The sequence below is a fragment of the Streptomyces sp. NPDC048751 genome (genome assembly GCF_043198595.1).
Lineage (GTDB): Bacteria > Actinomycetota > Actinomycetes > Streptomycetales > Streptomycetaceae > Streptomyces.
In genome coordinates, this window is sequence record NZ_JBICUX010000037.1 from 1 (window position 1) to 22,589 (window position 22,589).

Here is a 22,589-nt window from a genome sequence, read left to right on the forward strand (position 1 = left end):
GTCGGTTGCCAACTCCCCCACGCTCGGCTTCGCTCGCGCGGGAGGGACCCCCATCGCGTTGACGCCCTCCTCCGCCTTGCAGCTGCACGCACCAGCCCCCGCTCGGGTCGGATGCAAGGCACCGGGTCTTACAGCCGGCCTGATCCAAACGACAGGCCCTAGACCAGCCCGGGACCGGGCGCGATCTCCCTAGGATGACTCCATGTCACTCCCGCACGCGATCCTCACCGCCCTGCTGGAAAGGCCGTCCTCGGGGCTTGAGCTGACCCGCAGGTTCGACAAGTCGATCGGCTACTTCTGGTCGGCGACGCACCAGCAGATCTATCGCGAGCTGGGGAAACTGGAGGCCGAGGGATACATCCGCGCCCTGCCCTCCGAGCAGCCGGCCCGCGGGCAGAAGAAGAGCTACGAGGTCCTGCCCGAGGGCCGCGCCGAACTGGCCCGCTGGACCGCCGAGTCGCAGGACCCCAAACCGCACCGCGATCCGCTGCTGCTGCGGCTGCGCGCCGCCGCCGTCGTCGGCACCGCGGGCCTGGAGTCCGATCTGCGCCGCCACCTAGAGCTGCACCGGCTGCAGTTGGCGGAGTACGAGGAGATCGAGAAGCGCGACTTCCCACTCGACGAGGACGAGCCGCAGACCCGGCTCCAGCACCTCGTCCTGCGCGCGGGCATCGAGCTGGAGACGTTCTGGGAGCGGTGGCTCAGCCAAGCACTGGAGGAGCTCACCGATCTGCCCACCACCGAATCGCCCACGGAGGAGAACGGGGAAACGGACAGGACGGGCAGAGCGGACAGGGCGGGTGGGACGGGCGGGACGGGCAGGGCGGACGGGACCGCCTGACCCGCCGCCCCCCCCCGCCCGAGCCGAACGACTAGAGGCGATACGGCTTCGACCGGCGCCGCAGGAACCACGCCGTCGCGGCGACTCCCGTGCCGACCAGGACCCCGCCGACCGTCAGGGTGAGGGTGCCGTAGTCCTTGCTGGCCCCGCCGAGACCGCCCATGACGCCGCGCGAGGGTGACGCCGTCGCGGAGATCGTCGGGCGGGACGGCGCGGCGACGACGACGGACTGGGTGCCCGCGGTGTTTCCGTTGGAGCAGACCACGATCACGGTGTACGTGGCGGGGGTGACGTTCGACCACGCGGCGGACTGGCTGATGGTCGTGCCGGACAGGGCCACCTGGCGCCCCTGGGCGAAGTTCGCCTGCGAACCGGTGAGGAGGGACGCGGTGCCCCAGCTGCCATTGATTTGGGTGCACGCGCCGGTCACCACGGAGACCGTGGACCCGGTCGTGCTCACGGAGATTCCGGACTGGGCGGCGGCCGGCCCGGCGGACAGGGCGAGCGGCACCGCGGCGGCTGCGACGGTCAGGCCGACGCGCCGGAAAGGGTGAGTAGTGCGCATGGAGTGTCCTCCGGCGGCACGGTTGGCGGAACATCCCTTGCGCCGCCGGAGGTCGGGAACGCCCGTGCTGCCTCAGGGGCAGCCAACGCGGCCCCGGCCCGCCCCGCACCCGGAGGGAGGCCAGGCAGGTGACGGATTCCCCCGGATCGACCCCTGTTCCTTCGGACGGCCGATGCCTGGTGGCGCGTCACCGGCCGGCAGGGCCCGTCGTGACGGTCCGTTCGGTGGAGAAGGCGCCCCAGGTGCCGTCGGGGAGCCTCGCCCTGACCCGCACGCGGTGGTCGACCCCGGGATCCCGACCCACGTAGAAGCTGTAGGACGCCCGCCCGCGCGGCGCCGTACCGCCCCACACCAGCGAGGTGGCCGGTCGTCCGTCGAGCTCGATGCCGTACTCCGTGACCACGCCGTCCACGCGGGGCGGGACCCAGGACAGGTCGAGGTGGTACGCGCCGTCGGCCCGGTGGGTGCTCGCGCGGAAGTCCCCGGGCGCGGTGTCGCGGCCGTCGTCCGTGCCCGGCGCGGTGGTCAGGCGGACGGTGGCACCGGCGGGCGAGACGTTGTCGGCCGCGTCCCGGGCCCGAACGGTGAACGCGTACCGGGTGCCTGGCCGCAGGCCCGTGACCACGGTGGCCGTCTGCCCTCCGCCGACGCTGTGGATCTTCACGGAGCCCTGGTAGACGTCGTACGACAGCACCGCGCGGTCGTCCGCGGACCGGGCCCATGACAGCTGGACCGCCCGGCTCCCGACGGCGCGGCCGGTGGTGCGGCCCGGGCGGGTCGGTGGCGAGCGGTCCGCGGCGACCGTCGCCGGGGTCGTGGTGCGGACCTCTCGGCTGCCCGGGCCGAGGCGGCCCTCGGCGTCGCGGGCCCGCACGGTGAACACGTACGCCGTGGACGGCCTGAGCCCCGTGACATCCACCATGTGCGCGGAGGCGGGCACGTCCCGGACCTTCGTGCGGCCGCGATACACCTCGTAACCGGCGACGGCCGGGTCGGAGGCCACCGTGTTCCACATGACGTGCACGCTGGTCGCGCTGCCCGCCTCGGCGGTGACTCCCGTCGGAGCCCCCGGCAGCCGCTCTTGTGCCCCGTCGTCGGCCCCCGCCCACCCGCAGGACGCGACGAGCAGGACCCCGCACAGCAGCACGCGTCGCACGACTCGGCCTCCCGGCGCGGTACGGTATGGCACTGGTCCGGACCAATATGAACCCGGTGTGGCGATCGCATCAAGAGGTGGGCGCCACCGGGGCGCAGGTGCCGAGCGCTCGAGGGAGTTACGTATGCTGAAGCTCCTCACGGCCGAACTCGTCTCGAGGGATGGTGAGTTCGTGTCGGTGGCGCGGACCGCTGTCGTCGCTGATCCCGCGCCGGCGTGGGCGGCCGGGAGGCCGGAGCCGCGACAGGCTCGGGCCCCCGCCCCCTGTCGGGCCGTCAGAAGCCGTGCACGTACGGCCCCCGAGAAGTGGCCGCCCGGGCGGACCGGCGCCACATTGGGCCGAGTGTCCGTCACCGTCCCCCCACGAGAGGGCCCTTGACCGTGCCCGTCCCCTCGCTGACGCTGGCCGCAGCCGGCCTCGCCCTGCTGGTCCAGGCCGGACAGCCCACCGCACCTCATGTCCCCCGAGCGCCGGTGGCACGCCACGAAGGCACCGTGCCCGCCGCCGACCTGCTGGCCAGGGTGCGCGACTGCGCTCCCGTCTCCCACGGCCGCTACCGCAGCGACACCGGCGCACCCGCCGACATCCCGGTCTGCGGTACCGACGGCGCCGTCTTCTGGAAGGCCGACCTGGACATCGACTGCGACGGCCGGCCCGGCCCGCACTGCAACAGCGGCGCCGACCCGTCGTTCTCGGGCGCCACCGCCTACCCGCAGTCCGACGGACGCCCGTTGAGCGCCGAGACCCTGCCGTACATCGTCGTACCCGCCCCGAGCCGGCGCTGGGACCATCGCGAGGACGGCGTGCGCGGCGGATCCGTCGCGGCCGTCGTCCACGGCGGCCGGGTGCAGTACGCGGTGGTCGGCGACGTCGGGCCGGCCGGCGTCATCGGGGAGGCGTCGTACGCCACCGCCAAAGGGCTCGGCCTCCGCACGAACCCGCGCGGAGGCGGGGCGGCCTCGGGGGTCACCTACATCGTCTTCAAGAACTCGAAGGTGACCCCGATCGAGAACCACGCCGCCGCCGTGGAGGCGGGGGAGCGGCTGGCACGGCAGTTCGTCGAGGGCACCCCGGCCGCCGAACGGAGCCGGCGAACCGTCAGACCGCTGACCAGCCGTCGTCCACGGGCAGGATCACCCCGTTGATGTTGCTCGCTGCGTCCGAGGCGAGAAACAGGATGGCGGCCGCCTGCTCCTCTGGCTCCGCCAGCCGGCCGAGATTGACGAAATGCGGTCCGAGCGCCGCCGGACCGTGGGCGGAGCTCTCCACGTCCACGACGATCGACGTGTTCGTGCCGCCCGGGGCGATGGCGTTCGCACGGATGCCCTTGCCGCGGTACATCACCCGAGGGACTTGGTGAGCCCCACCACCCCGTGCTTCGACGCCGTGTACGCCGCCCCCGCCGCGCTGCCCCGCAGGCCGGCCTCGGACGCCGTACTGACGATCGCGCCCCGGCCGGCCGCCAGCATGTGCGGCAGCACCGCGCGGGTCAGCAGGAACGGCGCGGTCAGGTTGACCCGTATCACGCGCTCCCACTCGTCGTCGCTGACATCCGCCAGCGCCGACATACGGTCCATGATCCCGGCGTTGTTCACCAGGACGCCCACCCCGCCGAAGCGCTCCACGGCGGTGGCGGTCACCTCGTCGACCACGGCCTGCTCGCTCAGGTCACCGGTGACGGCCACGGCCTTGCCGCCCGCCTGCTCGATCTCCTCGACGACCGCCGCCGCGCGCTCGGCGTCGAGGTCGGCCACCAGCACCCGGGCGCCCTCCGCGGCGAAGGCCAGCGCGGCGGCGCGCCCGATGCCCGCTCCCGCTCCGGTGACGATGACGCTGCGGTCGTACAGTCCAGTGGCCATGAGGTGCTCCTTGGGGTCGACGGTTTGCGGGTGGCGAGCCCGGGGAGCCCTACCGTACGACTTAATGTCCCTGAGTGACATAAATCTGCGCTGGCAGATTTCGGGAGCAGAGATGACCCAAGCGAGCGGGCGCACCGGGCGACCGCCCCTGACCGAGGCGCGCAAGGCCGAGATCCGGCTGGAGATCGCCCGCGCGGCGGTGGAACTGTTCGTGCGCCAGGGCGTCGCGGCGACCACCGGTGAGCAGATCGGCCAGGCGGTCGGGGTGTCGGCGCGGACCCTGTGGCGGTACTTCCCCAGCAAGGAGAGCTGCGTCAGCCCCCTGTTCACCGCCGGGATCGACGTCATCGCCGCCTGCCTGCGCGACTGGGCCCCGGGCCAGCCCCTCGACGAGGCCTTCGAACGGGCCCTCAGCACCCAGCTGCGCCGGCTGCCCGGCCCGGGACACGCCCCGGTCCTGGCGCTCGTACGGCTGACCCGCACCGAGCCGGCACTGCGGGCGGTCTGGCTCCAGTCCTACGACGAGGCCGAACCGGCGTTCGCCCGCGCCCTCGCCGCCCGGGCCGGGCTGCCCGCGGACGACCTGCGCCCGGCCATCCAGGCAGCGGTGCTGAACGCGGCCCTGCGCGCGGCCGTCGAGCACCACGCCTGGCACATCACCGACACCACGCCCGCCCCCGCGACGGCGGAGGCGGAACTGGCGGCGACGATGCGGGCGGCGGTGGCTGTGGCGGCGGAAGGGGTGGCGTAGCGGGACCCGCGCTCCTCACGCCTTTCGGTAGCTGTAGGCCTCCGCGGCCGCCGCCTCCACCGCGTCCAGGTCGGCGCCGGCCGCCGCTGTGACGACCGCGGCGACCGCGCCCTCGACGAAGGGAGCGTCCACCAGGCGGGTGTTGCCGGGCAACTCGTCGCCCTCGGCGAGCAGGGCCTTCACGGTGAGGACCGCGCTGCCGAGGTCGGTGAGAACGGCGACACCGGCGCCGCGGTCCACCGACGCCGCCGCGGCGGCGATCAGCTCGGCGCTGGTGCCGAGCCCGCCGCCCTCGGTGCCGCCCGCCGGGGCGACGGGCACCGCCGTGCCCCCGCCCGCGAGCCCGCGCGCCAGCTCGGCCACCGACGTGGCCACCTCGGCGCTGTGCGACACGAGTACGATCCCGACCTGCCCGGCTGCCTCACTCACCGTTCGCCTCCAGCAGCGCCGCGACCAGCAGGGCCGCCGAGGTGGCCCCCGGGTCCTGGTGTCCGATGCTGCGCTCCCCGAGGTAGCTCGCCCGGCCCTTGCGGGCCTGCAGCGGCGTCGTGGCGACAGCACCTTCCTCGGCGGCTGCCCGGGCCGCGGCGAAGCCGCCGCCGAGGGCGTCGACGGCCGGCACCAGCGCGTCGATCATGGTCTTGTCGCCGGGCGCGGCACCACCCAGCGCCATCACGGCGTCCACTCCCGCGCGCAGCGCCTCGGCGAGCTGTTCCTCACCGACCTCCGAAGCGTCCCCGAGCGCCTTGCCGGTACGGCGCAGCAGGGTGCCGTACAGCGGGCCGGACGCCCCGCCGACGGTCGAGATGAGCTGCCGCCCCGCGAGGGTCAGCACGGCACCGGGAGTCGCGGGCGGCTCCTTCTCCAGGGCGGCGGTGACGGCGGTGAAGCCGCGCTGGAGGTTGGTGCCGTGGTCGGCGTCGCCGATGGGGGAGTCGAGGGCGGTGAGCCGTTCCGCCTCGCGGTTGACGGACGCGGCGGTCGCCGTCATCCAACGGCGGAAGAACTCGGCGTCGAGCACTGGATCTCCTTGCGTGTAGGTCGTCTAGCGTCGGTGTCCGCCGGGTCACATACCCCAGCGCAGGCCCGGTGTACTGACCGGCGCGTTCCAGAGCCGCAGCAGCTCCTCGTCGATCTGGCACAGGGTGACCGAGGCGCCGGCCATGTCGAGGGAGGTCACGTAGTTGCCGACCAACGTGTGGGCGACGGCGACCCCGCGTTCGGCGAGCACACGCTGCACCTCGGCGTTGAAGCCGTACAGCTCCAGCAGCGGCGTGGCGCCCATACCGTTGACCAGTACGAGGACCGGGTTGCGCGGGGTGAGATCCTCCAGGATCGCGTGGACGGCGAAGTCGGCGATCTCGCCGGAGGTCATCATCGGACGCCGCTCCCGGCCGGGCTCGCCGTGGATACCGATGCCGAGCTCCAGCTCTCCCGGCGGCAGGTCGAAGGTGGGGCTGCCCTTGGCCGGAGTCGTGCAGGCACTCAGTGCGACACCGAAGGTGCGGGAGTTCTCGTTGACCTGCCGGGCGATGGACTGCACGCGGTCCAGCGGCTGCCCCTCGTCGGCGGCGGCGCCCGCGATCTTCTCCACGAACAGCGTCGCACCGGTACCGCGCCGACCCGCGGTGTAGAGGCTGTCGGTGACCGCGACATCGTCGTTGACGAGGACCTTCGCGACCTGGATGCCCTCGTCCTCGGCGAGTTCGGCCGCCATGTCGAAGTTGAGCACGTCGCCCGTGTAGTTCTTCACGATGAACAGCACACCGGCTCCGCTGTCCACGGCGGCCGCCGCGCGCAGCATCTGGTCGGGCACGGGCGACGTGAACACCTCACCCGGACAGGCCGCCGACAACATGCCGGGACCCACGAAACCCCCGTGCAGCGGCTCATGCCCCGACCCACCGCCGGAGACCAGCGCCACCTTCCCCGCGACGGGCGCGTCCCGCCGTACGACCACCCGGTTCTCCACGTCGACGGTCAGCTCGGGATGGGCCGCGGCCATACCCCGCAGCGCGTCCGTGACCACGGTCTCCGCGACGTTGATGAGCATCCTCATCTGTACCTCCTAAGGGGCTTAGCAGAGGGGCCTCTGACCTGCGTTTTCGCTGGTCAGGGCGGGTTGGTTCAGTTGGCGATCCTGACGGTGCGCAGCGGCTTGTGGCGGTACCGGTGCTGACTTACTGCTGACCTTGATAACGGTTCGTCATGTCTGTGTCGACGACGGGCGAGGGCAGGCTGTCAATGCCCCTGTCGTCAGTATCGACCTTGCGAGAGCGAAGGTCATGTGCGCGGCCACTCCGAGTTGTGCACAGCGCTTGGGGTGGCACTGCCGGCTGCGTCATGTGGAGGCTGAGCTGCCCGACGGCCAGGGGAGCGAACCGCTTCAGGTCATCGCCGGACCCCCTCGGCCGCCACTGGCACTGGTGAGGCATGTCCGGGCGCATGATTCGTCTGTTCTGTCGAAACATTCGAGCCTCAACCATGGCCGCAGTGTCGCCGTCCGTGGACTGGATATCGCAGATCAGCAGAGTGCTCCCGGTAGTCCCAGGGGTACTAATTGCAGTCCGGACGTCAGGGGATGTTGACATGTCGGGCCGCCTGTCTAGTATCCGTGTCGCCTGACTTTCCGAATGACATCTCGAAAGTGCGAGCACGGAACCCTTTGGATGTCATGAACTTGACATCACTCCCTCCCGGGAAGGAGCCCCCGGTGCGCATACCCAGACGATCAGGCGGACGACGACTGCTTCAGCTCCTCGCGGCCGCCGCACTCATGGTCACCGCGTCCATGACGGCCTCCGCTCACTCCGCCGCCGCGCCCGGCAGCCCGGCGCTCACCCCGCCGCTGGGCTGGAACAGCTGGAACAGCTTCGGATGCGGGATCACCGAGGCCCAGGTCCGCCAGGCCGCCGACGCGATGGTGTCCTCGGGCATGCGGGACGCCGGTTACCGGTACGTCGTGGTCGACGACTGCTGGTTCGACCCGCAGCGCGACGCGGCGGGCAACCTGCGGGCCAACCCGACCAAGTTCCCGAGCGGGATGAAGGCGCTGGGGGACTACATCCACGGCAAGGGCCTGAAGTTCGGCATCTACCAGGTACCGGGCGACCGCACCTGCGCACAGACGAGCGGCGCCTATCCGGGATCGACGGGCAGCAGGGGGCACGAGGTCCAGGACGCCACCACGTTCGCCTCGTGGGGTGTGGACTACCTCAAGTACGACTGGTGCTCCTCCAGCGGCACCCGCGACGAACAGGTCGCGCGGTTCACCCTCATGCGGGACGCCCTGCGCGCCACCGGGCGGCCGATCGTCTACAGCATCAACCCCAACAGCTTCCACGCCATCACCGGCGCCACGTACAACTGGGGCGAGGTCGCCGACCTGTGGCGGACGACCGAGGACCTGCTCGACATCTGGCAGAACGGCAACACCAACAGCTATCCGATGGGCGTCGGCAACGTCCTGGACATCACCGCGCCGCTGGCGGCCCAGTCGGGCCCGGGACACTGGAACGACCCCGACATGCTGGTCGTCGGGCGTCCCGGCCTGTCACTGACGGAGTCCCGCTCGCACTTCGCCCTGTGGTCGCTGCTGGGCGCCCCGCTCATGGCCGGCAACGACATCCGCACCATGTCCGCCGACGTGAGCGCGATCCTGCGCAACTCGCGCCTGCTGGCGGTGAACCAGGATCCGCTGGGCGCCGGCGGACGCAGGGTGCGCGACGACGGCAGCACGGAGGTGTTCGCCAAGCCCCTGTCCGACGGCTCGGTCGCGGTGGGCCTGTTCAACCGGGGCGGCGGCACCGCGACGGTCACCACCACGGCCGCGCAAGTCGGCCTGTCGGGCGGGTCGTTCACCCTCACGGACCTGTGGACCGGCGGCACGTCGAGCACGTCCGGGCAGATCTCGGCGAGCGTCCCCGCGCACGGTGTGGCGGTGTTCCGGGTGGCCGGCGGCAGCCCGGTGCCCGCCACCACCTCGCGGCTGCGCGGCACCGCGTCCGGTCGCTGCCTGGACGTGGACAACGCCTCCACCGCGGCCGGAGCCGCGGTGGTGCTCTGGGACTGCCACACGGCCGCCAACCAGCTGTGGACCACGTGGGCCGGCGGCGAGATCCGCGTCTTCGGCGACAAGTGCCTGGACGCCTACAACCAGGGAACCACCGACGGCACCCAGGTCATCACCTGGCCCTGCAACGGCCAGGACAACCAGAAGTGGACCGTCGGCTCCGACGGGACGATCCGCAACGCCCACGCCGGGCTGTGCCTCGAGGCCGACCGGGCCGGCACCGCCAACGGAACGCGGCTGGTCCTGTGGAACTGCAACGGCCAGGCCACCCAGAAGTGGACCCGCACATGAGGGATGCAGCGCACCCGTCAACGGCTCATCCGCCCGTAAGGCGCTCCCCGGAGGCCACGATGATCCCGGCTCGGCCCTCACCCACCACCGGCACCAGGCTCACCCGGGCAGTCGTCTGGACCCTGGGCCTGCTGCTGGCGTTCGCCGTCGTTCCCGCCGCGGTCGGTCCCACCGTCGCCCGGGCCGACAACCCCATCGTCCAGCACATCTACACCGCTGATCCGGCCCCGCTGGTCCACAACGGACGGGTCTACCTCTACACCGGGCACGACGAGGACGGCTCCACCTACTTCACCATGAAGGACTGGCGGGTGTGGTCCTCCGCCGACATGGTCAACTGGACCGACCACGGTTCACCGCTCAGCCTGGCGACCTTCAGCTGGGCGTCCGCCGACGCGTGGGCGGGACAGGCCGTGGAGCGCAACGGCCGGTTCTACTGGTACGTGCCCGTGAAGAACCGGGCCACCGGCCGGATGGCCATCGGCGTGGCGGTGTCGGACAGCCCCACCGGCCCGTTCCGCGACGCCCTCGGCCGTCCGCTGGTGGAGAACGGGGAGATCGACCCGACCGTCTTCATCGACGACGACGGCCAGGCCTACCTGTACTGGGGCAACCCGAATCTGACGTACGTCAGGCTGAACGCCGACATGACCTCCTACTCGGGCAGCCCCACCAGGATCCCGCTCACCACCGCGGGGTTCGGCACCCGCACCGGTGACCCCAACCGTCCCACGCTGTACGAGGAGGGACCCTGGGTCTACAAGCGGAACGGCCTGTACTACATGGTGTTCGCGGCCAAGTGCTGCTCCGAGTTCATCGCCTACTCCACGGCGCCCGGCCCGACCGGGCCCTGGACCTACCGCGGGACGGTCATGCCCACACAGGGCAGCAGCTTCACCAACCACCCCGGGATCGTGGACTTCAAGGGCAGTTCGTACTTCTTCTACCACAACGGCGCACTCCCGGGCGGCGGTGGTTTCACCCGCTCGGTGGCGGTGGAGAAGTTCTCCTACAACGCCGACGGCACGATCCCGGTGATCAACATGACGAACGGCGGCACCCCGCAGGCCGGCACGCTCAACCCGTACGTACGCCAGGAGGCCGAGACGCTCGCCTGGGGATCCGGGATCGAGACCGAACCGGCCGGCGAAGGCGGAATGAACGTCGGCTGGATCGACAACGGCGACTACATCAAGGTCAAGGGCGTGGCCTTCGGGCCGGGCGCGTCCGCCTTCACCGCACGCGTGGCCTCGGGCAGCGGCGGCGGCAGCGTCGAACTGCGCCTGGGTTCGCCGAGCGGCACGGTCGTGGGCCGGTGCGGTGTGCCGAACACCGGGGGCTGGCAGAGCTGGACGACGGTGACCTGCCCGGTCGCCGGCGCGGCGGGAACCCAGGACCTCTACCTGCGGTTCACCGGCGGCAGCGGCTACCTGCTCAACATGAACTGGTGGCAGTTCACCCCCGGCACCTCCAGCACCATCGCGAAGGCTCCGCGGTAAGCACAGAAGGGCAGTTGCACGACGACAAGGACAACATCCTCTTATGAGCCGAAGCGGCACACACGGCGGCTTCCGGCGCCGGGCGGCACGCGCGCGCCCGGCGCCGGTCAGGTCACGCCTTGCTGCAGGCCGTGCCGTTCAGGCTGAAGGCGGCCGGCGCGGCGAAGGTGCCGCTGTAGCTGCCCTGGAAGCCGAAGGTCTGGCTGGCACCGGGGGCGATGCTCGCGTTGTGCGCCAGGCCGCTCGCCGTGACGGCTCCCGAGGAGGGGAGGACGGAGGCGTTCCAGGCGCTGGTGATCTGCTGCCCGGAGGGCAGGGTGAAGGCGAGGCGCCAGCCGTCGACGGGTGCCGAACCGGTGTTGGCGACGGTGACGTTCGCGGTGAAGCCCCCCTGCCACACGTTCGTGGCGTACGACACGCTGCAAGCCTGGGAACCGCCCGGTCCACCAGGGCCACCCGGTCCACCACTCGTGTTGACGGTCGACGAGAACGAGTTCACGCTCAGCCCCGCGCCGTTCTGCCAGGGCTCGAAACCGGCCTGGACACTGGTCAGGTACCAGCTGTTCTGCGCCAGCCCGCGGGCTACGGCCTGCCGGACGAAGTCCATCACGTCGAAGCTCCAGCTGCCGATCGCCGAGGGGGCGACGAAGGACAGCACACGGTTGGTGCCGTTGCTGCCCGACCAGACCTGCCAGGAGCGTCCGCCCACCGTGGCCGTGCCGACCTGGGAGCCGATCGGCTGGATCGGGCCCACCTTGTTGAGCCAGATCATGATCTCGGTCTGGTTCACACCGTCGGTGCGGGGCGTCGGGTCCAGCCAGATGTCGTACGAGGCGTTGTACACGGCATCACCGACGTAGCCGTAGGAGATGCTGCTCGGCGCGCTCGAGATGCCGGCGAGCTGCGCGGGGAGCCTGGTCCCCGGCGAGCAGTTGGTGTAGTGGCAGCCGTTGAAGACGGAAGGGTACGACTTCGGTGCGCCGTTCGTGGGCACGGAACCGTCGGCCCGGCTGACCCGGAAGCCGGTGTCGGTGGTGGTGACGCACTGTGTCGCGCTCGTGTTCCAGCGGTTGTTCTGGACGACGTAGCGCCCCTGGACGACGGTCGAGCCGAACTCCTCGCAGACAGTGGTGTCGGCCTGGGCCGCCGGCGTGGCGGCGAAGAGCGCGGCGATGACGGCGAGCGCGGTGACCAGCGCGCCCAACGCGCCGCGCAGGGGGTGGGGGAGGCGCGGTAACGGTCGCATGCGGGGCCTCTTTTCCGGAGGGACGGGCCAGGGACGGAGTTTGGTTGGGAGCGCTCCCATGTTTGGGTTCTGCCCGGGACTCTAAGGCTTAGTCATGACCCTGACAACAGAGCTGCGACCCTCGTTACATGGGATGTATGTGCCACCCGGTGGCGAAGTCCGCCGTCGGCTGATGCCCTCACGCACGTCAGCCGCCCCGGCCCTCGCCCCGGGGCGGCTTCGCATCGCGTTGACGACGATCAGGACACCGGCATCACTCGATCCGTCGGCCCGCGCGGGTCAGGCCAGACCGAATCGCTCGGCGTGCACGTGCCGGTGGGGCACCTTCAGCGTGCGCAGAGCGCTGAGCACGGCCGAGGTCATCCTGGGCGGGCCGCAGACGTACACGTCGCGTTCGACGATGTCGGGAACGAGGGCGCGGAGACTCTCCGGCTCGAACGGTGACCGTCCCTCACCGGTGCGGCCGGTGAGCAGGTGCAGGCGCCCGCCGCGGGACGCGACCAGGGCTCGTACCTCGTCGACCAGCACGGCCTCGTTCTCGCTGCGCACCCGGTAGAGCACGACGACGTCACCGGCCGTTTCCTCTTCCAGCAGGGCTCGAACCGGCGTGATCCCCACTCCTCCGGCGATCAGCACCACGCCGGGCCGTGTCCGCTGCAACGAGGTGAACGCGCCGTACGGCCCCTCGACGAAGGCGCGGCTCCCGATCGGGAGGTGCCGCAGGCCGGCGCTGGCGTCGCCGACCGCCTTGGCCGTGAGACGCAACGTCCGGCCGTCGGGTGCTGCCGACAGCGAGAACGGATTCGCCGACCACCAGGGGTGGTGGCCGGGGAACCGCCAGATGCAGAACTGGCCCGCACGCGCCGGCAGCCTGTCGAGATGACGGCCGGTGACGTGCACCGTCACCACGTTGTCCGATTCCGGCACCACCGCCGTGACCCGGAACCGGTGATAAGCGTTGCGCCACAGCGGCATGACGATCCGGCCCGTGACCAGGGCGCCGAAGGCGGCCAGCCACAGGGCCCACCAGTAGATCTTCGCGGGCGCGGAAGAGCTGAAGGTCGTGGTCTCCAGCAGCTGGTGGACGAAGGACAGCCCCAACGCCACGTACAGCAGCAGGTGCAGACCGTGCCAGGTCTCGTACCTCAGGCGCCGTCTGGCATACCGGGCGGAAACCGCTGCGACCGCGACGACGATCGCAGCGGCACACATGCCGAGCAGGGAGGCCGGCACTCCGGCCAGCGCCCCGAACGTCTTCGTCGCCGACGCGCCGTCGAGCCTCGCGTAGCCCAGCACCACCAGCAGGGCGTGGGCGAGGACGGTCCACAGCAGGGTGAAGCCGAGCCACCGGTGCCACACCGTCAACCGGTCCATGCCGATGCGGCGGTCGAGCCAGGGCAGTCGGGCCACCAGCAGCAGCTGGAACAGCATCAGCACGGCGGCGTGCAGGCCGAAGAACTTGGCGACCGTGAGCACCCCGTTCTTGCCGGTCCCGGCTTTGAGGAACAAGACCTCGACGATCACCAGGTTGACGATGACGAACGTCCACAGCGCCCACCGCGCCGCGACGACCGGAGGTATGGTGCCTTGCCGCACCCGTGAAATCGTCGCCTCCACCGCTTCCCCTCTTGTTCATGTGCTCTCGTGAACCCGCCGGACGCCCGGACGGACACGCAGGTCGTGGCCGGAAACGTCCGCTGTCGCCGGTACGCTGAGTGATTAAGGCCTTAACCACAAGCCGTCACAGGGCTGTTGGGGAACAAGGGCTGTGGGGGGACACATGAAGAGCTCGCCTGTCTGGCGGCGTCCCACGCTCGACGCCGTGGCCGCACGGGCCGGGGTGTCCGCGGCCACCGTGTCGAACGCGCTCAACGGCACGGGACGGCTGTCCGAGTCGACCAGGCGGCGTGTGCTCGCCGCGGCACGCGAACTCGGTTACGCCCCGGCGGGCGCGGCCCGGGCACTGGCCCACGGCGGTTCCGGGGTGCTCGGCCTGACCATGACGACATACGGCGACCTTCCCGTCCCGTACACCGAGATCCCCTACTACGCACAGCTGGCGTTGAGCGCCATGGCGGCGGCGCACGAGCGCGGTTACCTGCTCATGGTGATGCCGAGTTCCCTGTCACCGTGGATGTGGCTCAACACGCCGATGGACGGCGTCATCCACGTCGGGCCGCGCGCCGACGACCCCGTGCGGTCTCTCCTCCTGGAGCGTGGCATCCCGATGGTCTGCGAAGGCCGGCCGCCCCAGCCGCGCTGGTACGACGCGTGGGTCGACGCCGACCACGAAGCGGGTCTGCGGCTCCTGCTCGACCACCTCGAGGAGTCCGGCGCCCGCCGGATCGGGCTCACCCTGCCCCTTCACGACGACGAGTACCCGCGCCTGATCGGACGGGCGTACGCGTCCTGGTGCGGCGACCGCGATGTGCCCGCCCTGGTGGAGGAGTTCGCCACGCTGCCCGATTACTTCACGGCCGAGCGGGACGCGGTCGGCCGTCTGCTCGCCCGCGATCCACGCCCCGACGCCGTCGTCGGCGTCTACTCCGACTCCGGTCACAACATCCTCGCCACCGCCCGGCACCACGGGCTCCGGGTGCCGCGGGATCTGCTGGTGGCGTGCATCAGTGAGGATCCGGATTACGCGGCGACGACCCCACCCGTCACCACGGTCAGCCTCCGTCCCGACCGGGTGGGCGACGAGGCGGTCGACCTCCTGATCGCCCTCATCAACACCCGCCACGGAACGGACCGCCGTCGCCTGGTGCAGCCTGCCCTGATCCCTCGCAGGTCGACACGGGCCCCGGTGCGGCGAAGGACGACACCGTCACCGTAGCGCGGCCCGCGAAATGTTTCGACATCGGCAGCGAATCTTGCGAGAGGTATTGACGCCTTTCCCGGGCCGTCCCATCATCCTGGTGCTCGACACTTCGCCGCTTGTTCGACATCTCGCACGCGCACCTCCGGGCCACGCCCACCGAACGGCCGCCGAGACGCAAGGAGCATGCCGCTCACGCGTATGTCATGGACCCATCAGCTCGGCGGGGCCACTCCGCGCTGCGGGACGGCGACCGCAGCACATCGACAGTCCGGGCAGCCCCTGACGGGGCAGGCCGGAACCGCTCACTGACGAAGCAAGAGGTCCCCATGCGAAAGTTCAGCCGCAAACGTCTGTCCGCGGTGCTCGCCGCCTCGGTCGCCGCCCTCGGCTCTCTGGCGGCGTCGCTCGTCGCCAACCCGGCTCAGGCGGCCCCCAATGCCTGCTCTCTTCCGTCGACATACCGGTGGACGTCGACGGGTGCGCTGGCGCAGCCGGCGAACGGGTGGGTCGCGCTGAAGGACTTCACCAACGTGGTGTACCAGGGCAAGCACCTCGTCTACGCGTCGAACGTGTCCGGATCGTCGTACGGCTCGATGAGGTTCAGTCCCTTCACGAACTGGTCGGACATGGCGTCGGCCGGACAGGCCGGGATGAACCAGTCCGCGGTGGCGCCCACCCTGTTCTACTTCGCGCCGAAGAACATCTGGGTGCTGGCGTACCAGTGGGGCGCGTGGCCCTTCATCTACCGCACGTCGAGCGACCCCACCAACCCCAACGGCTGGTCCGCGCCGCAGCCGCTGTTCACCGGCAGCATCTCCGGCTCGGGCACCGGCCCGATCGACCAGACCCTGATCGCCGACGGCCAGAACATGTACCTGTTCTTCGCCGGCGACAACGGCAAGATCTACCGGGCGAGCATGCCGATCGGGAACTTCCCGGGCAACTTCGGCTCGTCGTACACGACGGTCATGAGCGACACGGTGAAGAACCTGTTCGAGGCGCCGCAGGTGTACAAGGTCCAGGGGCAGAACCAGTACCTCATGATCGTCGAGGCGCGGGGTGCGACGGAGCAGCGCTTCTTCCGCTCGTTCACGGCCTCCAGCCTGAACGGGCCGTGGACCCCGCAGGCCGCCAGCGAGAACAACCCCTTCGCGGGCAGGGCCAACAGCGGTGCCGGCTGGACCAACGACATCAGCCACGGTGACCTGGTCCGCAACAACCCCGACCAGACCATGACCATCGACCCGTGCAACCTGCAGTTCCTGTACCAGGGCAAGTCGCCCTCCGCGACCGGCCCCTACAACTCGCTGCCCTGGCGGCCGGGCGTCCTCACCCTGCAGCGCTGACCCGCCGGCCGACGCTCAGCGCATCGAGGAACCCCAGCCGTGCACCGGCTGGGGGTCCTCTTCTCCTCGTGAGTAGGATCGCGGCGTGTCATCACCCGACCTCGTCCAGCTCGTTGAGCGGCTCCACCAGGACCTCGGCCGCCCCGAGCGCGAGCTTCTGGCGCCGGGCAGTAGCTGGAACCTGTCCCAGACGCTGCAGCACTGCGCCCAGACCGTCCGCTACTCCGTGACCGGATATCCCGCGCTCAGGCCCGCCCTGTTCCGGGCGACGGCAGGCGCCCTGGCCAAACGGGTCTTCCTGCGCCGCGGAGCGATGAAGCACCCGCTCGGTGCGGAGATCGACGGAGCGCCACCGTTGGACCCGGCTCTGCCGGTGACCGAGGCCGCGGCCGGCCTCGCGGACGCTGTGGCCCTGTTCACCGGCCACACCACAGAGCACGCCCCCCACCCCGCCTACGGACGCTGTTCGCACGATGAGTTCGCGCGGCTCCACGCCATGCATCTCGCCGAACACCTCCCCGGACTGGCCGGCGGCTGACACCGCGCCGGGCCGCGGACCCGCCCGAGACGACTCGCGGCGGCTTCACCACCACCTCGGAACCAGCTCTGCCTGGCCGTCCCGGACCGCATCGCCCTGCACCACGTGGCGCAGATCGCCGCCGAGATCGGCGACGCGCCCCGCATCGAGGACAGGCTCGCCGACTTCGCCCGGCGGGCCGAGCAGCACAGCGGCGGCAGCTCGTGGACGGCACTGGAAGTCGAAGCCGGACGGGACCTGGGGAGCGGGGGGCAGGGCGATGCGCCACACCGAGGTTGCGGGCCTCGCCACGGACTCGGACCGCTGGACCGCCACGGACAGGGGAGGCGGATCATGTCGTCGGCGCCCCGCACGGCCCCCGGCATGGCAAGCTGTGGTTGCCCACCCCCCGAATACAGGAGGCCACCGTGACCGCAGAGCCCGAATCCACGGAAGGTTCGGAGCCGGCTGCCCCGGAGAGGTCTCCCTTGGCGCCGGACAGCGACGGCAACTACGACCTCAAGCGCAAGTTCCGCGAAGCCCTGGCGCGCAAACGCGGTGCGCAGGCGGACGCCGCCGATCCTGCCGCCAACCCCGACGCGTCTAAGGTGCGTGCGGCGCACGGCCCCGCTGCGAGCCAGCGGTCGTTCAGGCGTAAGAGCGGCGGCTGAGTCGATCGGTAATTCGGTCGCGACCGGTGATCTGCCCCTGAAGACTGTGGCCCGTGGATCGCTTGACGGAGATCGCGAACCGGCTGGCAGAGGTCACCGGCATCGTCGGCGTATGTCTGGGAGGCAGCCGGGCGAGGGGTGTGCACCGCCCCGATTCCGACTACGACCTGGGCCTGTACTACCGGCCCCCGCTGGATACCCCAGCTCTGCGCCTGCTGGCGACCGAGCTGACCGGCGGGCCGGTAGAGGTCACCGAGCCGGGCGGCTGGGGACCGTGGGTTGACGGTGGCGGCTGGTTGACCGTCGACGGCCTTCACGTCGACTGGATCTACCGCGACATGGACCGGGTGCACCGTGTCTGGGAACAGTGCCGGGCCGGGCAGTTCGAAATCGGCGCCCAGCCCGGCCACCCCCTGGGGGTGTACTCCCACTCCTACGCCGGTGAGGTGGCCCTTGGGCGCGTCCTCGCCGACCTCGGTAGCGAGCTTCGCACCCTTCAGGAGCGGACGCGTCGCTATCCGGAGCCTCTGCGCGAAGCGCTCATCGACAACGCGCGATGGGAGGCACCGTTCATCCTGGCCTGCGCTCGCAAGGGAGCGGCCCGCGGTGACGCCTTTTATGTCGCCGGTTGCCTCTTCCGCGCGGTCGGGCTTCTCGTGCACGCGCTCCACGCTCATGCCAGATGCTGGGTAGTCAACGAAAAGGGTGCGGTGCAGGCCGCGGGGAAACTCCCCAGTGCCCCCGCGGACTTCGCCGGGCGGGCCCACACGTTGTTCTCCGCGCTCGGCACTGCCCCGGAGACGCTGGCTGCCGCGCTTGATGACGCTGACCGGCTGGTCGCCGAGACAGGCAGTGAGCTCGTCGGCTGACCAGCGTCGTCATAGGCATAGGTTCCGCTCGCCGTGGCCGCTGCGATCACTCCAGGCGGCGGCCGGACGGCGGCGCCCAGGAACCGGCGGATCAGCGTCCGCTGGGCGTCGGGGCCACGACCACGGGCCCGTGGTACCGCTGACGGTGTGGACGACCGGCGGCCCGTACATGCACGTCCGTCCAGCCCTTGGGCGGGCCAGATCGCAGCGCTCGGAGCGCACGGCGATGCGCGGCTCGTCGTACAGACGCACGACCCGTGCCCTGCGCGCGGCGCGTCGACGTCGTTCCGGACGAACGTGATGCCGACGGTGCGCTGTCGCAGTGTCTTGCCGAGGGCCGGCGGACCGAGCACGCCCGCGTCGGTCACCGCCTGCCGATCCGGGCACAGCTGTGGGGCGAAGGGGTGCTCGGTCCGCGGCGCTGGGCCACGCGTACGGCGTTGCGGCCGCTCCCGGGAGACTCGTCACGAAGGGTGCTGGGCGAGCGCCCTGGTGCCCGGCAGAGCCGACTGCGTGCCCTGACGGGCCCGGGCCGGCGAAGGATGCCGCAGTGTCATGAGTCGCGGTGAACGGCGTCGGCTCGCCGGGAACCGTCACGCGTCCCGGGGCTCCCGTGGGGAGCGTGGAGCGAATCGGTTCCGCGCAAGGGCTTCGACGGGACGGTACGACTGGCGGAGTTCGGGGTTCATGGCGTGCTGCGCGGCGAAGGCGGCGCCGGTGTGCGGACCCAGGCGCCGCCGCCTCAGCCAGTGCTTTGCTGACCGGCCCCGGGTCATATGGATGCGGCGGCTGCATCCCTGCTCACCAGTACGACAGGCAGCCAGCCGGTGAGCCGGGCCCGGCCGCCGCACACACCGGCGCGGCCCACCGCGCCCCGCACGGCGGGAGGCCACGCCGCCCTCCGCACGCCTCCACCTCGAAACCGTTCGAGCGTACGGACCGGTCCCGAACCGCAGGAATCAGCCGTCGAACCGATTCGCGACAAGGTGGGCAGCAGGAGCCTCCACACCCTTGACAGCCCGTCAAGGCGGGAGCACCGTCTCCCCCCGAAACCTCTCTGCAACCTCCTGCACATACGGCACCTCCAAGCGCTTCCGGATGGTCGGCGCCACCAAGGCGACCCGATCGGGCTGCGCCGGAACGGTAGGGAGATCAGATGGGCACCATACGGACAAGACGCCACCTGCTGTCCGGGCGCGGCGGTGGGCAACCTTTACGCGTGGCGGTACGGCGCCGTGGCAGGCCGGACAACGTGTCGGACCGGGCACACGTCCCCGCGCCGACGCTTGCGCCCGGCTCCCTGCCGAAGGCGTTCGCACGGGCGGGTGCCGCAGCCGTGCACCAGACGTCCGCAGTCACCAAGGTGGTGACCTGGCCGTGCGGCGGCGGCGCCAACCAGCAAGGGAGCCTCGACTGACCAGACGGCTCCGACCCGTGGTCGGCTCAGCCCCGGCCACGGGCCGCCGCACCGGACACAGGCGTCCGGGTGCCCGACGCCCGGCCCGCAGCCCGGCTGGATGTCCCGACCACCCGGTCTCCCTCGCCCCCGACACAACCGGCCCGGTGCGTCAAGACCCTGGCCATGGCGGCCACCGGACTGATGGCCGCCGACCGCAGGTGAGGTGATCGGCGCCAACACCCGCGCCCGGCGACACGGCGGCCGTCGCCGGACGCGGTTCTCGGCATGCCCGCATGGCGGATGACCAGGGAAAAACATGGGATGTATCAGCCCTCTGAAACGCGGAGACACGTGTATTGACAGCGCAAGAAGGCTGTGGGATCACTATGCGACATGGGATGTCTGAGTGTTCTCCGCGGGTGCTCTCGGGCACGCTGACGGGAGCGGTCGACGGCCCACTTCTGCATCCCTTCGAGCAGAAGCGGCACTCCCTGTCCCCTTTCCCCCCATACATCCGAGGAACGAATGCAGCCTTCATCCGCTCCGCCCCGAAGCCTCGCTCGTGGACCACGCTTATCGGCGGCCGTCGCCGTATGCGTGATGGCACTGCTGACCGTGCTGCTGGAGACCGCGCCGACATGGTCGGCACCAGCAGCCGCAGCACCCCTCGTGAGCTCGGCGTCGGGGCGGTGTCTGGATGTCAAGGGCAACGTCGACACGCCGGGAACGGCTTTGGACATCTGGGACTGCAACGGCCAGGTCAATCAGGCGTTCGAGTTCACGTCGGCGGGTGAGTTGAGGGCGATGGGCGGCACCCGGTGCGTGGACGCCTACGACGACCGGACGGCTCCGGGAGCCCCGGCGGTCATCCGGTCGTGCGACGGGCGGGCGACCCAGGTGTGGCGGCAGAACTCCGACGGGTCCGTCACCGGAACCCGGTCCGGCTTGTGCCTGGACGTCAACGGCGCCGCCACCGCCAACGGCACTGCGATCATCCTCTGGACCTGCAACGGCCAGAGCAACCAGAAGTGGAGCCCCCCGACAACTCCGCCCCCGCCCACACCCAGCGGATCGGGTCCGTGCGACATCTACGCCGCCGGTGGTACGCCGTGCGTGGCCGCGCACAGCACGGTGCGGGCGCTCTACGGTTCGTACCGTGGCGCCCTGTACCAGGTCAGGCGTTCCTCGGACAACGCCACCAGGGACATCGCCGTGCTGGCGCCCGGCGGCTTCGCCGACGCGGCGGCACAGGACTCGTTCTGCGCGGGCACCTCCTGCGTGATCACGGTCGTACGCGACCAGTCCGGGCGCGGCAACGACCTGTGGTACCAGGGATCGGCCCAGGTACCGGGATCGAGTCAGAGCAGCCCCGCGAAGGCGACCTCCGAGTCGCTGACCGCCGGGGGCACCAAGGCGTACTCGCTGTACATCAATCCCGGCAACAGCTACTGGCGGGACGGTCACCTGACGGGCGTGCCGACCGGTGCCGCACCCGAAGGTGCGTACATGGTCACCAGCGGCACCCACGTGAACAACGGCTGCTGCTTCGACTACGGCAACAGCGAGACCACCCGGAAGGCCGACGCCGCCGGGGCGATGGACGCGATCAATTTCGGCACCCAGTGCTGGTTCGGCGGCTGCGCCGGCAGCGGTCCCTGGGTGCAGGCCGATCTCGAGTGGGGCCTGTACTCCGGGGGCAGCCAGTCCTGGAACAGCAACCAGCGGGCCTTTCCCAGCAAGTTCGTCACCGCGATGCTGAAGAACAACGGGACATCGAGGTTCGCCCTCAAGGGCGGCAACGCGCAGTCCGGCGGCCTGATCACCCTGTGGGACGGCGGGCTACCCGGCGGATACAGCCCGATGAAGAAGCAGGGCGCCATCGTCCTGGGGAGTGGTGGGGACTGCTGCAAGCCCGGTGGCGGCGCCAACCTCAGCGCCGGCACCTTCTACGAAGGAGCGATCGTCGCCGGCTATCCCTCCGACGCGACCGACAACGCGGTGCAGGCGAACATCACCGCGGCCGGCTACCGCTGAGCCCCTTCACCAGTGAAGGGGGTGCCCATGATCACCGAGAGAGCCGGGCGACTGCGGCCGCCGTCCGCGTCGCCGCCCTTGCGCAGCGAGGACAGCAGCCGACCGGCGGACCAGTTCATCCGGCCGCTGGTGATCAACGCCTTCCGCGGCGCCGGTTGGTTCTCCGGCGGCTGGATCAGGGCTCGACGGCGGTCTCGGCCTCCGAGGACTCCTCCGCCAGGCGAGCGGTGGCGGTCATCGGCGACTCGAACGGGTACACCGGCGCCGCGTCCGTGACTTTCGACGGGCTGCCGTCCGTGCCTTGGCCGGCGAACGCCGACAGCGTGCACGTCACCGTCCACCCCAGGCAGGACCAGGCGCCAGGTCCCAGGGCCGGACCCGCCACCACCGGCCACGGGACACCTCGATCTACGAAAGGAACCCACAGTGTCAGCATTCGGACGGCTGTTACGGCGCCTGCGCGCCTCGACGGTCGTGCTCGCGGGCCTCGTCCTGGCCGCCGGCGGCATCGTGGGCACGGCCGCCGGGCCGGCCCAGGCCGCCACCTCCATCACCCTCAACGGCACCTCGGGCGGCCGGACCTTCGACGGGGTCGGCGCGATCAGCGGCGGGGGCGGCAACAGCAGACTCCTGATCGACTACCCCGAGCCC

General features: G+C 71.0%; 23 protein-coding genes and 1 pseudogene. 13 read left to right on the forward strand and 11 right to left on the reverse strand.

The window, feature by feature from the left end; translation table 11 throughout:
• The first annotated feature begins 202 nt into the window (after positions 1 to 202).
• Positions 203 to 841 carry a PadR family transcriptional regulator gene (locus tag ACGFNV_RS46430; protein WP_393631694.1) on the forward strand — a complete coding sequence of 213 codons (639 nt, stop codon included), beginning with the start codon at positions 203 to 205 and terminating at the stop codon, positions 839 to 841.
• 31 nt (positions 842 to 872) lie between these two features.
• On the opposite strand, the gene ACGFNV_RS46435 is transcribed toward ACGFNV_RS46430, so the two are convergent.
• Entirely contained in the window at positions 873 to 1,406 is a 534-nt protein-coding gene (locus ACGFNV_RS46435; RefSeq protein ID WP_393631696.1) for a hypothetical protein, read from the reverse strand.
• Between the two features lie 187 nt (positions 1,407 to 1,593).
• Complete coding sequence (locus ACGFNV_RS46440) at positions 1,594 to 2,562, reverse strand: fibronectin type III domain-containing protein (RefSeq protein WP_393631698.1); 969 nt, start codon at positions 2,560 to 2,562, stop codon at positions 1,594 to 1,596.
• 381 nt (positions 2,563 to 2,943) lie between these two features.
• Here ACGFNV_RS46440 and ACGFNV_RS46445 point away from each other — a divergent pair, with 381 nt between their 5' ends.
• Positions 2,944 to 3,708, forward strand: coding sequence for a glycoside hydrolase family 75 protein (locus tag ACGFNV_RS46445; RefSeq protein ID WP_393631727.1), 765 nt, complete (start codon positions 2,944 to 2,946; stop codon positions 3,706 to 3,708).
• Here the strand turns inward: ACGFNV_RS46445 and ACGFNV_RS46450 are convergent.
• Positions 3,662 to 4,422, reverse strand: a pseudogene (locus tag ACGFNV_RS46450) (SDR family NAD(P)-dependent oxidoreductase). The gene ACGFNV_RS46445 and the pseudogene ACGFNV_RS46450 overlap by 47 nt on opposite strands.
• Before the next feature lie 112 nt (positions 4,423 to 4,534).
• Here ACGFNV_RS46450 and ACGFNV_RS46455 point away from each other — a divergent pair.
• Positions 4,535 to 5,173, forward strand: coding sequence for a TetR/AcrR family transcriptional regulator (locus ACGFNV_RS46455; RefSeq protein ID WP_393631700.1), 639 nt, complete (start codon positions 4,535 to 4,537; stop codon positions 5,171 to 5,173).
• 15 nt (positions 5,174 to 5,188) lie between these two features.
• On the opposite strand, the gene ACGFNV_RS46460 is transcribed toward ACGFNV_RS46455, so the two are convergent.
• The 3 genes from ACGFNV_RS46460 to dhaK are packed head-to-tail and all read right to left on the reverse strand — an operon-like array spanning position 5,189 to position 7,232.
• Entirely contained in the window at positions 5,189 to 5,602 is a 414-nt protein-coding gene (locus tag ACGFNV_RS46460) for a PTS fructose transporter subunit IIA (protein WP_133931500.1), read from the reverse strand.
• The gene (gene dhaL, locus ACGFNV_RS46465; RefSeq protein ID WP_393631701.1) at positions 5,595 to 6,194 is read right to left on the reverse strand and encodes a dihydroxyacetone kinase subunit DhaL; all 600 of its coding nucleotides are present in this window, start codon (positions 6,192 to 6,194) and stop codon (positions 5,595 to 5,597) included. The genes ACGFNV_RS46460 and dhaL overlap by 8 nt, the downstream gene beginning before the upstream one ends.
• 45 nt (positions 6,195 to 6,239) lie before the next feature.
• Positions 6,240 to 7,232, reverse strand: a complete 993-nt coding sequence (dhaK, locus tag ACGFNV_RS46470) for a dihydroxyacetone kinase subunit DhaK (RefSeq protein ID WP_393631702.1) — start codon at positions 7,230 to 7,232, stop codon at positions 6,240 to 6,242.
• A 717-nt stretch (positions 7,233 to 7,949) separates the two neighbouring features.
• Here dhaK and ACGFNV_RS46475 point away from each other — a divergent pair.
• Positions 7,950 to 9,536: a glycoside hydrolase family 27 protein gene (locus ACGFNV_RS46475; RefSeq protein ID WP_393631728.1), complete on the forward strand. Its 1,587-nt coding sequence runs from the start codon at positions 7,950 to 7,952 to the stop codon at positions 9,534 to 9,536.
• Between the two features lie 59 nt (positions 9,537 to 9,595).
• On the forward strand, positions 9,596 to 11,035 hold the full coding sequence (locus ACGFNV_RS46480; protein WP_393631703.1) for a glycoside hydrolase family 43 protein: 1,440 nt from the start codon (positions 9,596 to 9,598) through the stop codon (positions 11,033 to 11,035).
• Between the two features lie 112 nt (positions 11,036 to 11,147).
• Here ACGFNV_RS46480 and ACGFNV_RS46485 read toward each other — a convergent pair whose 3' ends face one another.
• A complete protein-coding gene (locus ACGFNV_RS46485) occupies positions 11,148 to 12,281 on the reverse strand; it encodes a cellulose binding domain-containing protein (protein WP_393631705.1) in 1,134 nt (377 codons plus the stop codon).
• A 279-nt stretch (positions 12,282 to 12,560) separates the two neighbouring features.
• A complete protein-coding gene (locus ACGFNV_RS46490) occupies positions 12,561 to 13,877 on the reverse strand; it encodes a ferric reductase-like transmembrane domain-containing protein (RefSeq protein WP_393631707.1) in 1,317 nt (438 codons plus the stop codon).
• A gap of 184 nt (positions 13,878 to 14,061) precedes the next feature.
• On the opposite strand from ACGFNV_RS46490, the gene ACGFNV_RS46495 reads away from it, so the two are divergent.
• From ACGFNV_RS46495 to ACGFNV_RS46505, 3 genes are all read left to right on the forward strand, one after another.
• Positions 14,062 to 15,117: a LacI family DNA-binding transcriptional regulator gene (locus ACGFNV_RS46495; protein WP_393631709.1), complete on the forward strand. Its 1,056-nt coding sequence runs from the start codon at positions 14,062 to 14,064 to the stop codon at positions 15,115 to 15,117.
• A 188-nt stretch (positions 15,118 to 15,305) separates the two neighbouring features.
• Positions 15,306 to 16,448: a non-reducing end alpha-L-arabinofuranosidase family hydrolase gene (locus ACGFNV_RS46500; protein ID WP_393631711.1), complete on the forward strand. Its 1,143-nt coding sequence runs from the start codon at positions 15,306 to 15,308 to the stop codon at positions 16,446 to 16,448.
• Between the two features lie 85 nt (positions 16,449 to 16,533).
• The gene (locus ACGFNV_RS46505) at positions 16,534 to 16,986 is read left to right on the forward strand and encodes a DUF1569 domain-containing protein (protein WP_393631712.1); all 453 of its coding nucleotides are present in this window, start codon (positions 16,534 to 16,536) and stop codon (positions 16,984 to 16,986) included.
• Positions 16,987 to 17,031: 45 nt separating this feature from the next.
• Here ACGFNV_RS46505 and ACGFNV_RS46510 read toward each other — a convergent pair whose 3' ends face one another.
• Positions 17,032 to 17,277, reverse strand: a complete 246-nt coding sequence (locus ACGFNV_RS46510; RefSeq protein WP_393631714.1) for a hypothetical protein — start codon at positions 17,275 to 17,277, stop codon at positions 17,032 to 17,034.
• Between the two features lie 116 nt (positions 17,278 to 17,393).
• Between ACGFNV_RS46510 and ACGFNV_RS46515 the strand changes: the two genes are divergently transcribed.
• From ACGFNV_RS46515 to ACGFNV_RS46530, 4 genes are all read left to right on the forward strand, one after another.
• Complete coding sequence (locus tag ACGFNV_RS46515) at positions 17,394 to 17,636, forward strand: DUF5302 domain-containing protein (RefSeq protein WP_393631715.1); 243 nt, start codon at positions 17,394 to 17,396, stop codon at positions 17,634 to 17,636.
• A 53-nt stretch (positions 17,637 to 17,689) separates the two neighbouring features.
• Positions 17,690 to 18,505, forward strand: coding sequence for a nucleotidyltransferase domain-containing protein (locus ACGFNV_RS46520; protein ID WP_393631717.1), 816 nt, complete (start codon positions 17,690 to 17,692; stop codon positions 18,503 to 18,505).
• Positions 18,506 to 19,724: 1,219 nt separating this feature from the next.
• On the forward strand, positions 19,725 to 19,922 hold the full coding sequence (locus tag ACGFNV_RS46525) for a hypothetical protein (RefSeq protein WP_393631719.1): 198 nt from the start codon (positions 19,725 to 19,727) through the stop codon (positions 19,920 to 19,922).
• A 582-nt stretch (positions 19,923 to 20,504) separates the two neighbouring features.
• Complete coding sequence (locus ACGFNV_RS46530) at positions 20,505 to 21,938, forward strand: arabinofuranosidase catalytic domain-containing protein (protein WP_393631721.1); 1,434 nt, start codon at positions 20,505 to 20,507, stop codon at positions 21,936 to 21,938.
• On the opposite strand, the gene ACGFNV_RS46535 is transcribed toward ACGFNV_RS46530, so the two are convergent.
• Together ACGFNV_RS46535 and ACGFNV_RS46540 are read right to left on the reverse strand one after the other, a co-directional pair.
• On the reverse strand, positions 21,929 to 22,057 hold the full coding sequence (locus tag ACGFNV_RS46535; RefSeq protein WP_393631723.1) for a hypothetical protein: 129 nt from the start codon (positions 22,055 to 22,057) through the stop codon (positions 21,929 to 21,931). The genes ACGFNV_RS46530 and ACGFNV_RS46535 overlap by 10 nt on opposite strands.
• Positions 22,058 to 22,113: 56 nt before the next feature.
• The gene (locus tag ACGFNV_RS46540) at positions 22,114 to 22,272 is read right to left on the reverse strand and encodes a hypothetical protein (protein ID WP_393631724.1); all 159 of its coding nucleotides are present in this window, start codon (positions 22,270 to 22,272) and stop codon (positions 22,114 to 22,116) included.
• A 92-nt stretch (positions 22,273 to 22,364) separates the two neighbouring features.
• On the opposite strand from ACGFNV_RS46540, the gene ACGFNV_RS46545 reads away from it, so the two are divergent.
• The coding region (locus ACGFNV_RS46545) for a hypothetical protein (RefSeq protein ID WP_393631725.1) at positions 22,365 to 22,589 on the forward strand (225 nt) is incomplete at its 3' end.

Bases quoted from the DNA above. Each gene is read 5' to 3' on its own strand.
- dhaK (WP_393631702.1), bottom strand. From the start codon at position 7,232: ATGAGGATGCTCATCAACGTCGCGGAGACCGTGGTCACGGACGCGCTG.
- ACGFNV_RS46485 (WP_393631705.1), bottom strand. From the start codon at position 12,281: ATGCGACCGTTACCGCGCCTCCCCCACCCCCTGCGCGGCGCGTTGGGC.
- ACGFNV_RS46530 (WP_393631721.1), top strand. From the start codon at position 20,505: ATGGCACTGCTGACCGTGCTGCTGGAGACCGCGCCGACATGGTCGGCA.
- ACGFNV_RS46430 (WP_393631694.1), top strand. From the start codon at position 203: ATGTCACTCCCGCACGCGATCCTCACCGCCCTGCTGGAAAGGCCGTCC.
- ACGFNV_RS46535 (WP_393631723.1), bottom strand. From the start codon at position 22,057: ATGAACTGGTCCGCCGGTCGGCTGCTGTCCTCGCTGCGCAAGGGCGGC.
- ACGFNV_RS46455 (WP_393631700.1), top strand. From the start codon at position 4,535: ATGACCCAAGCGAGCGGGCGCACCGGGCGACCGCCCCTGACCGAGGCG.
- ACGFNV_RS46500 (WP_393631711.1), top strand. From the start codon at position 15,306: ATGGACCCATCAGCTCGGCGGGGCCACTCCGCGCTGCGGGACGGCGAC.
- ACGFNV_RS46475 (WP_393631728.1), top strand. From the start codon at position 7,950: ATGGTCACCGCGTCCATGACGGCCTCCGCTCACTCCGCCGCCGCGCCC.
- ACGFNV_RS46435 (WP_393631696.1), bottom strand. From the start codon at position 1,406: ATGCGCACTACTCACCCTTTCCGGCGCGTCGGCCTGACCGTCGCAGCC.
- ACGFNV_RS46480 (WP_393631703.1), top strand. From the start codon at position 9,596: ATGATCCCGGCTCGGCCCTCACCCACCACCGGCACCAGGCTCACCCGG.
- ACGFNV_RS46495 (WP_393631709.1), top strand. From the start codon at position 14,062: ATGAAGAGCTCGCCTGTCTGGCGGCGTCCCACGCTCGACGCCGTGGCC.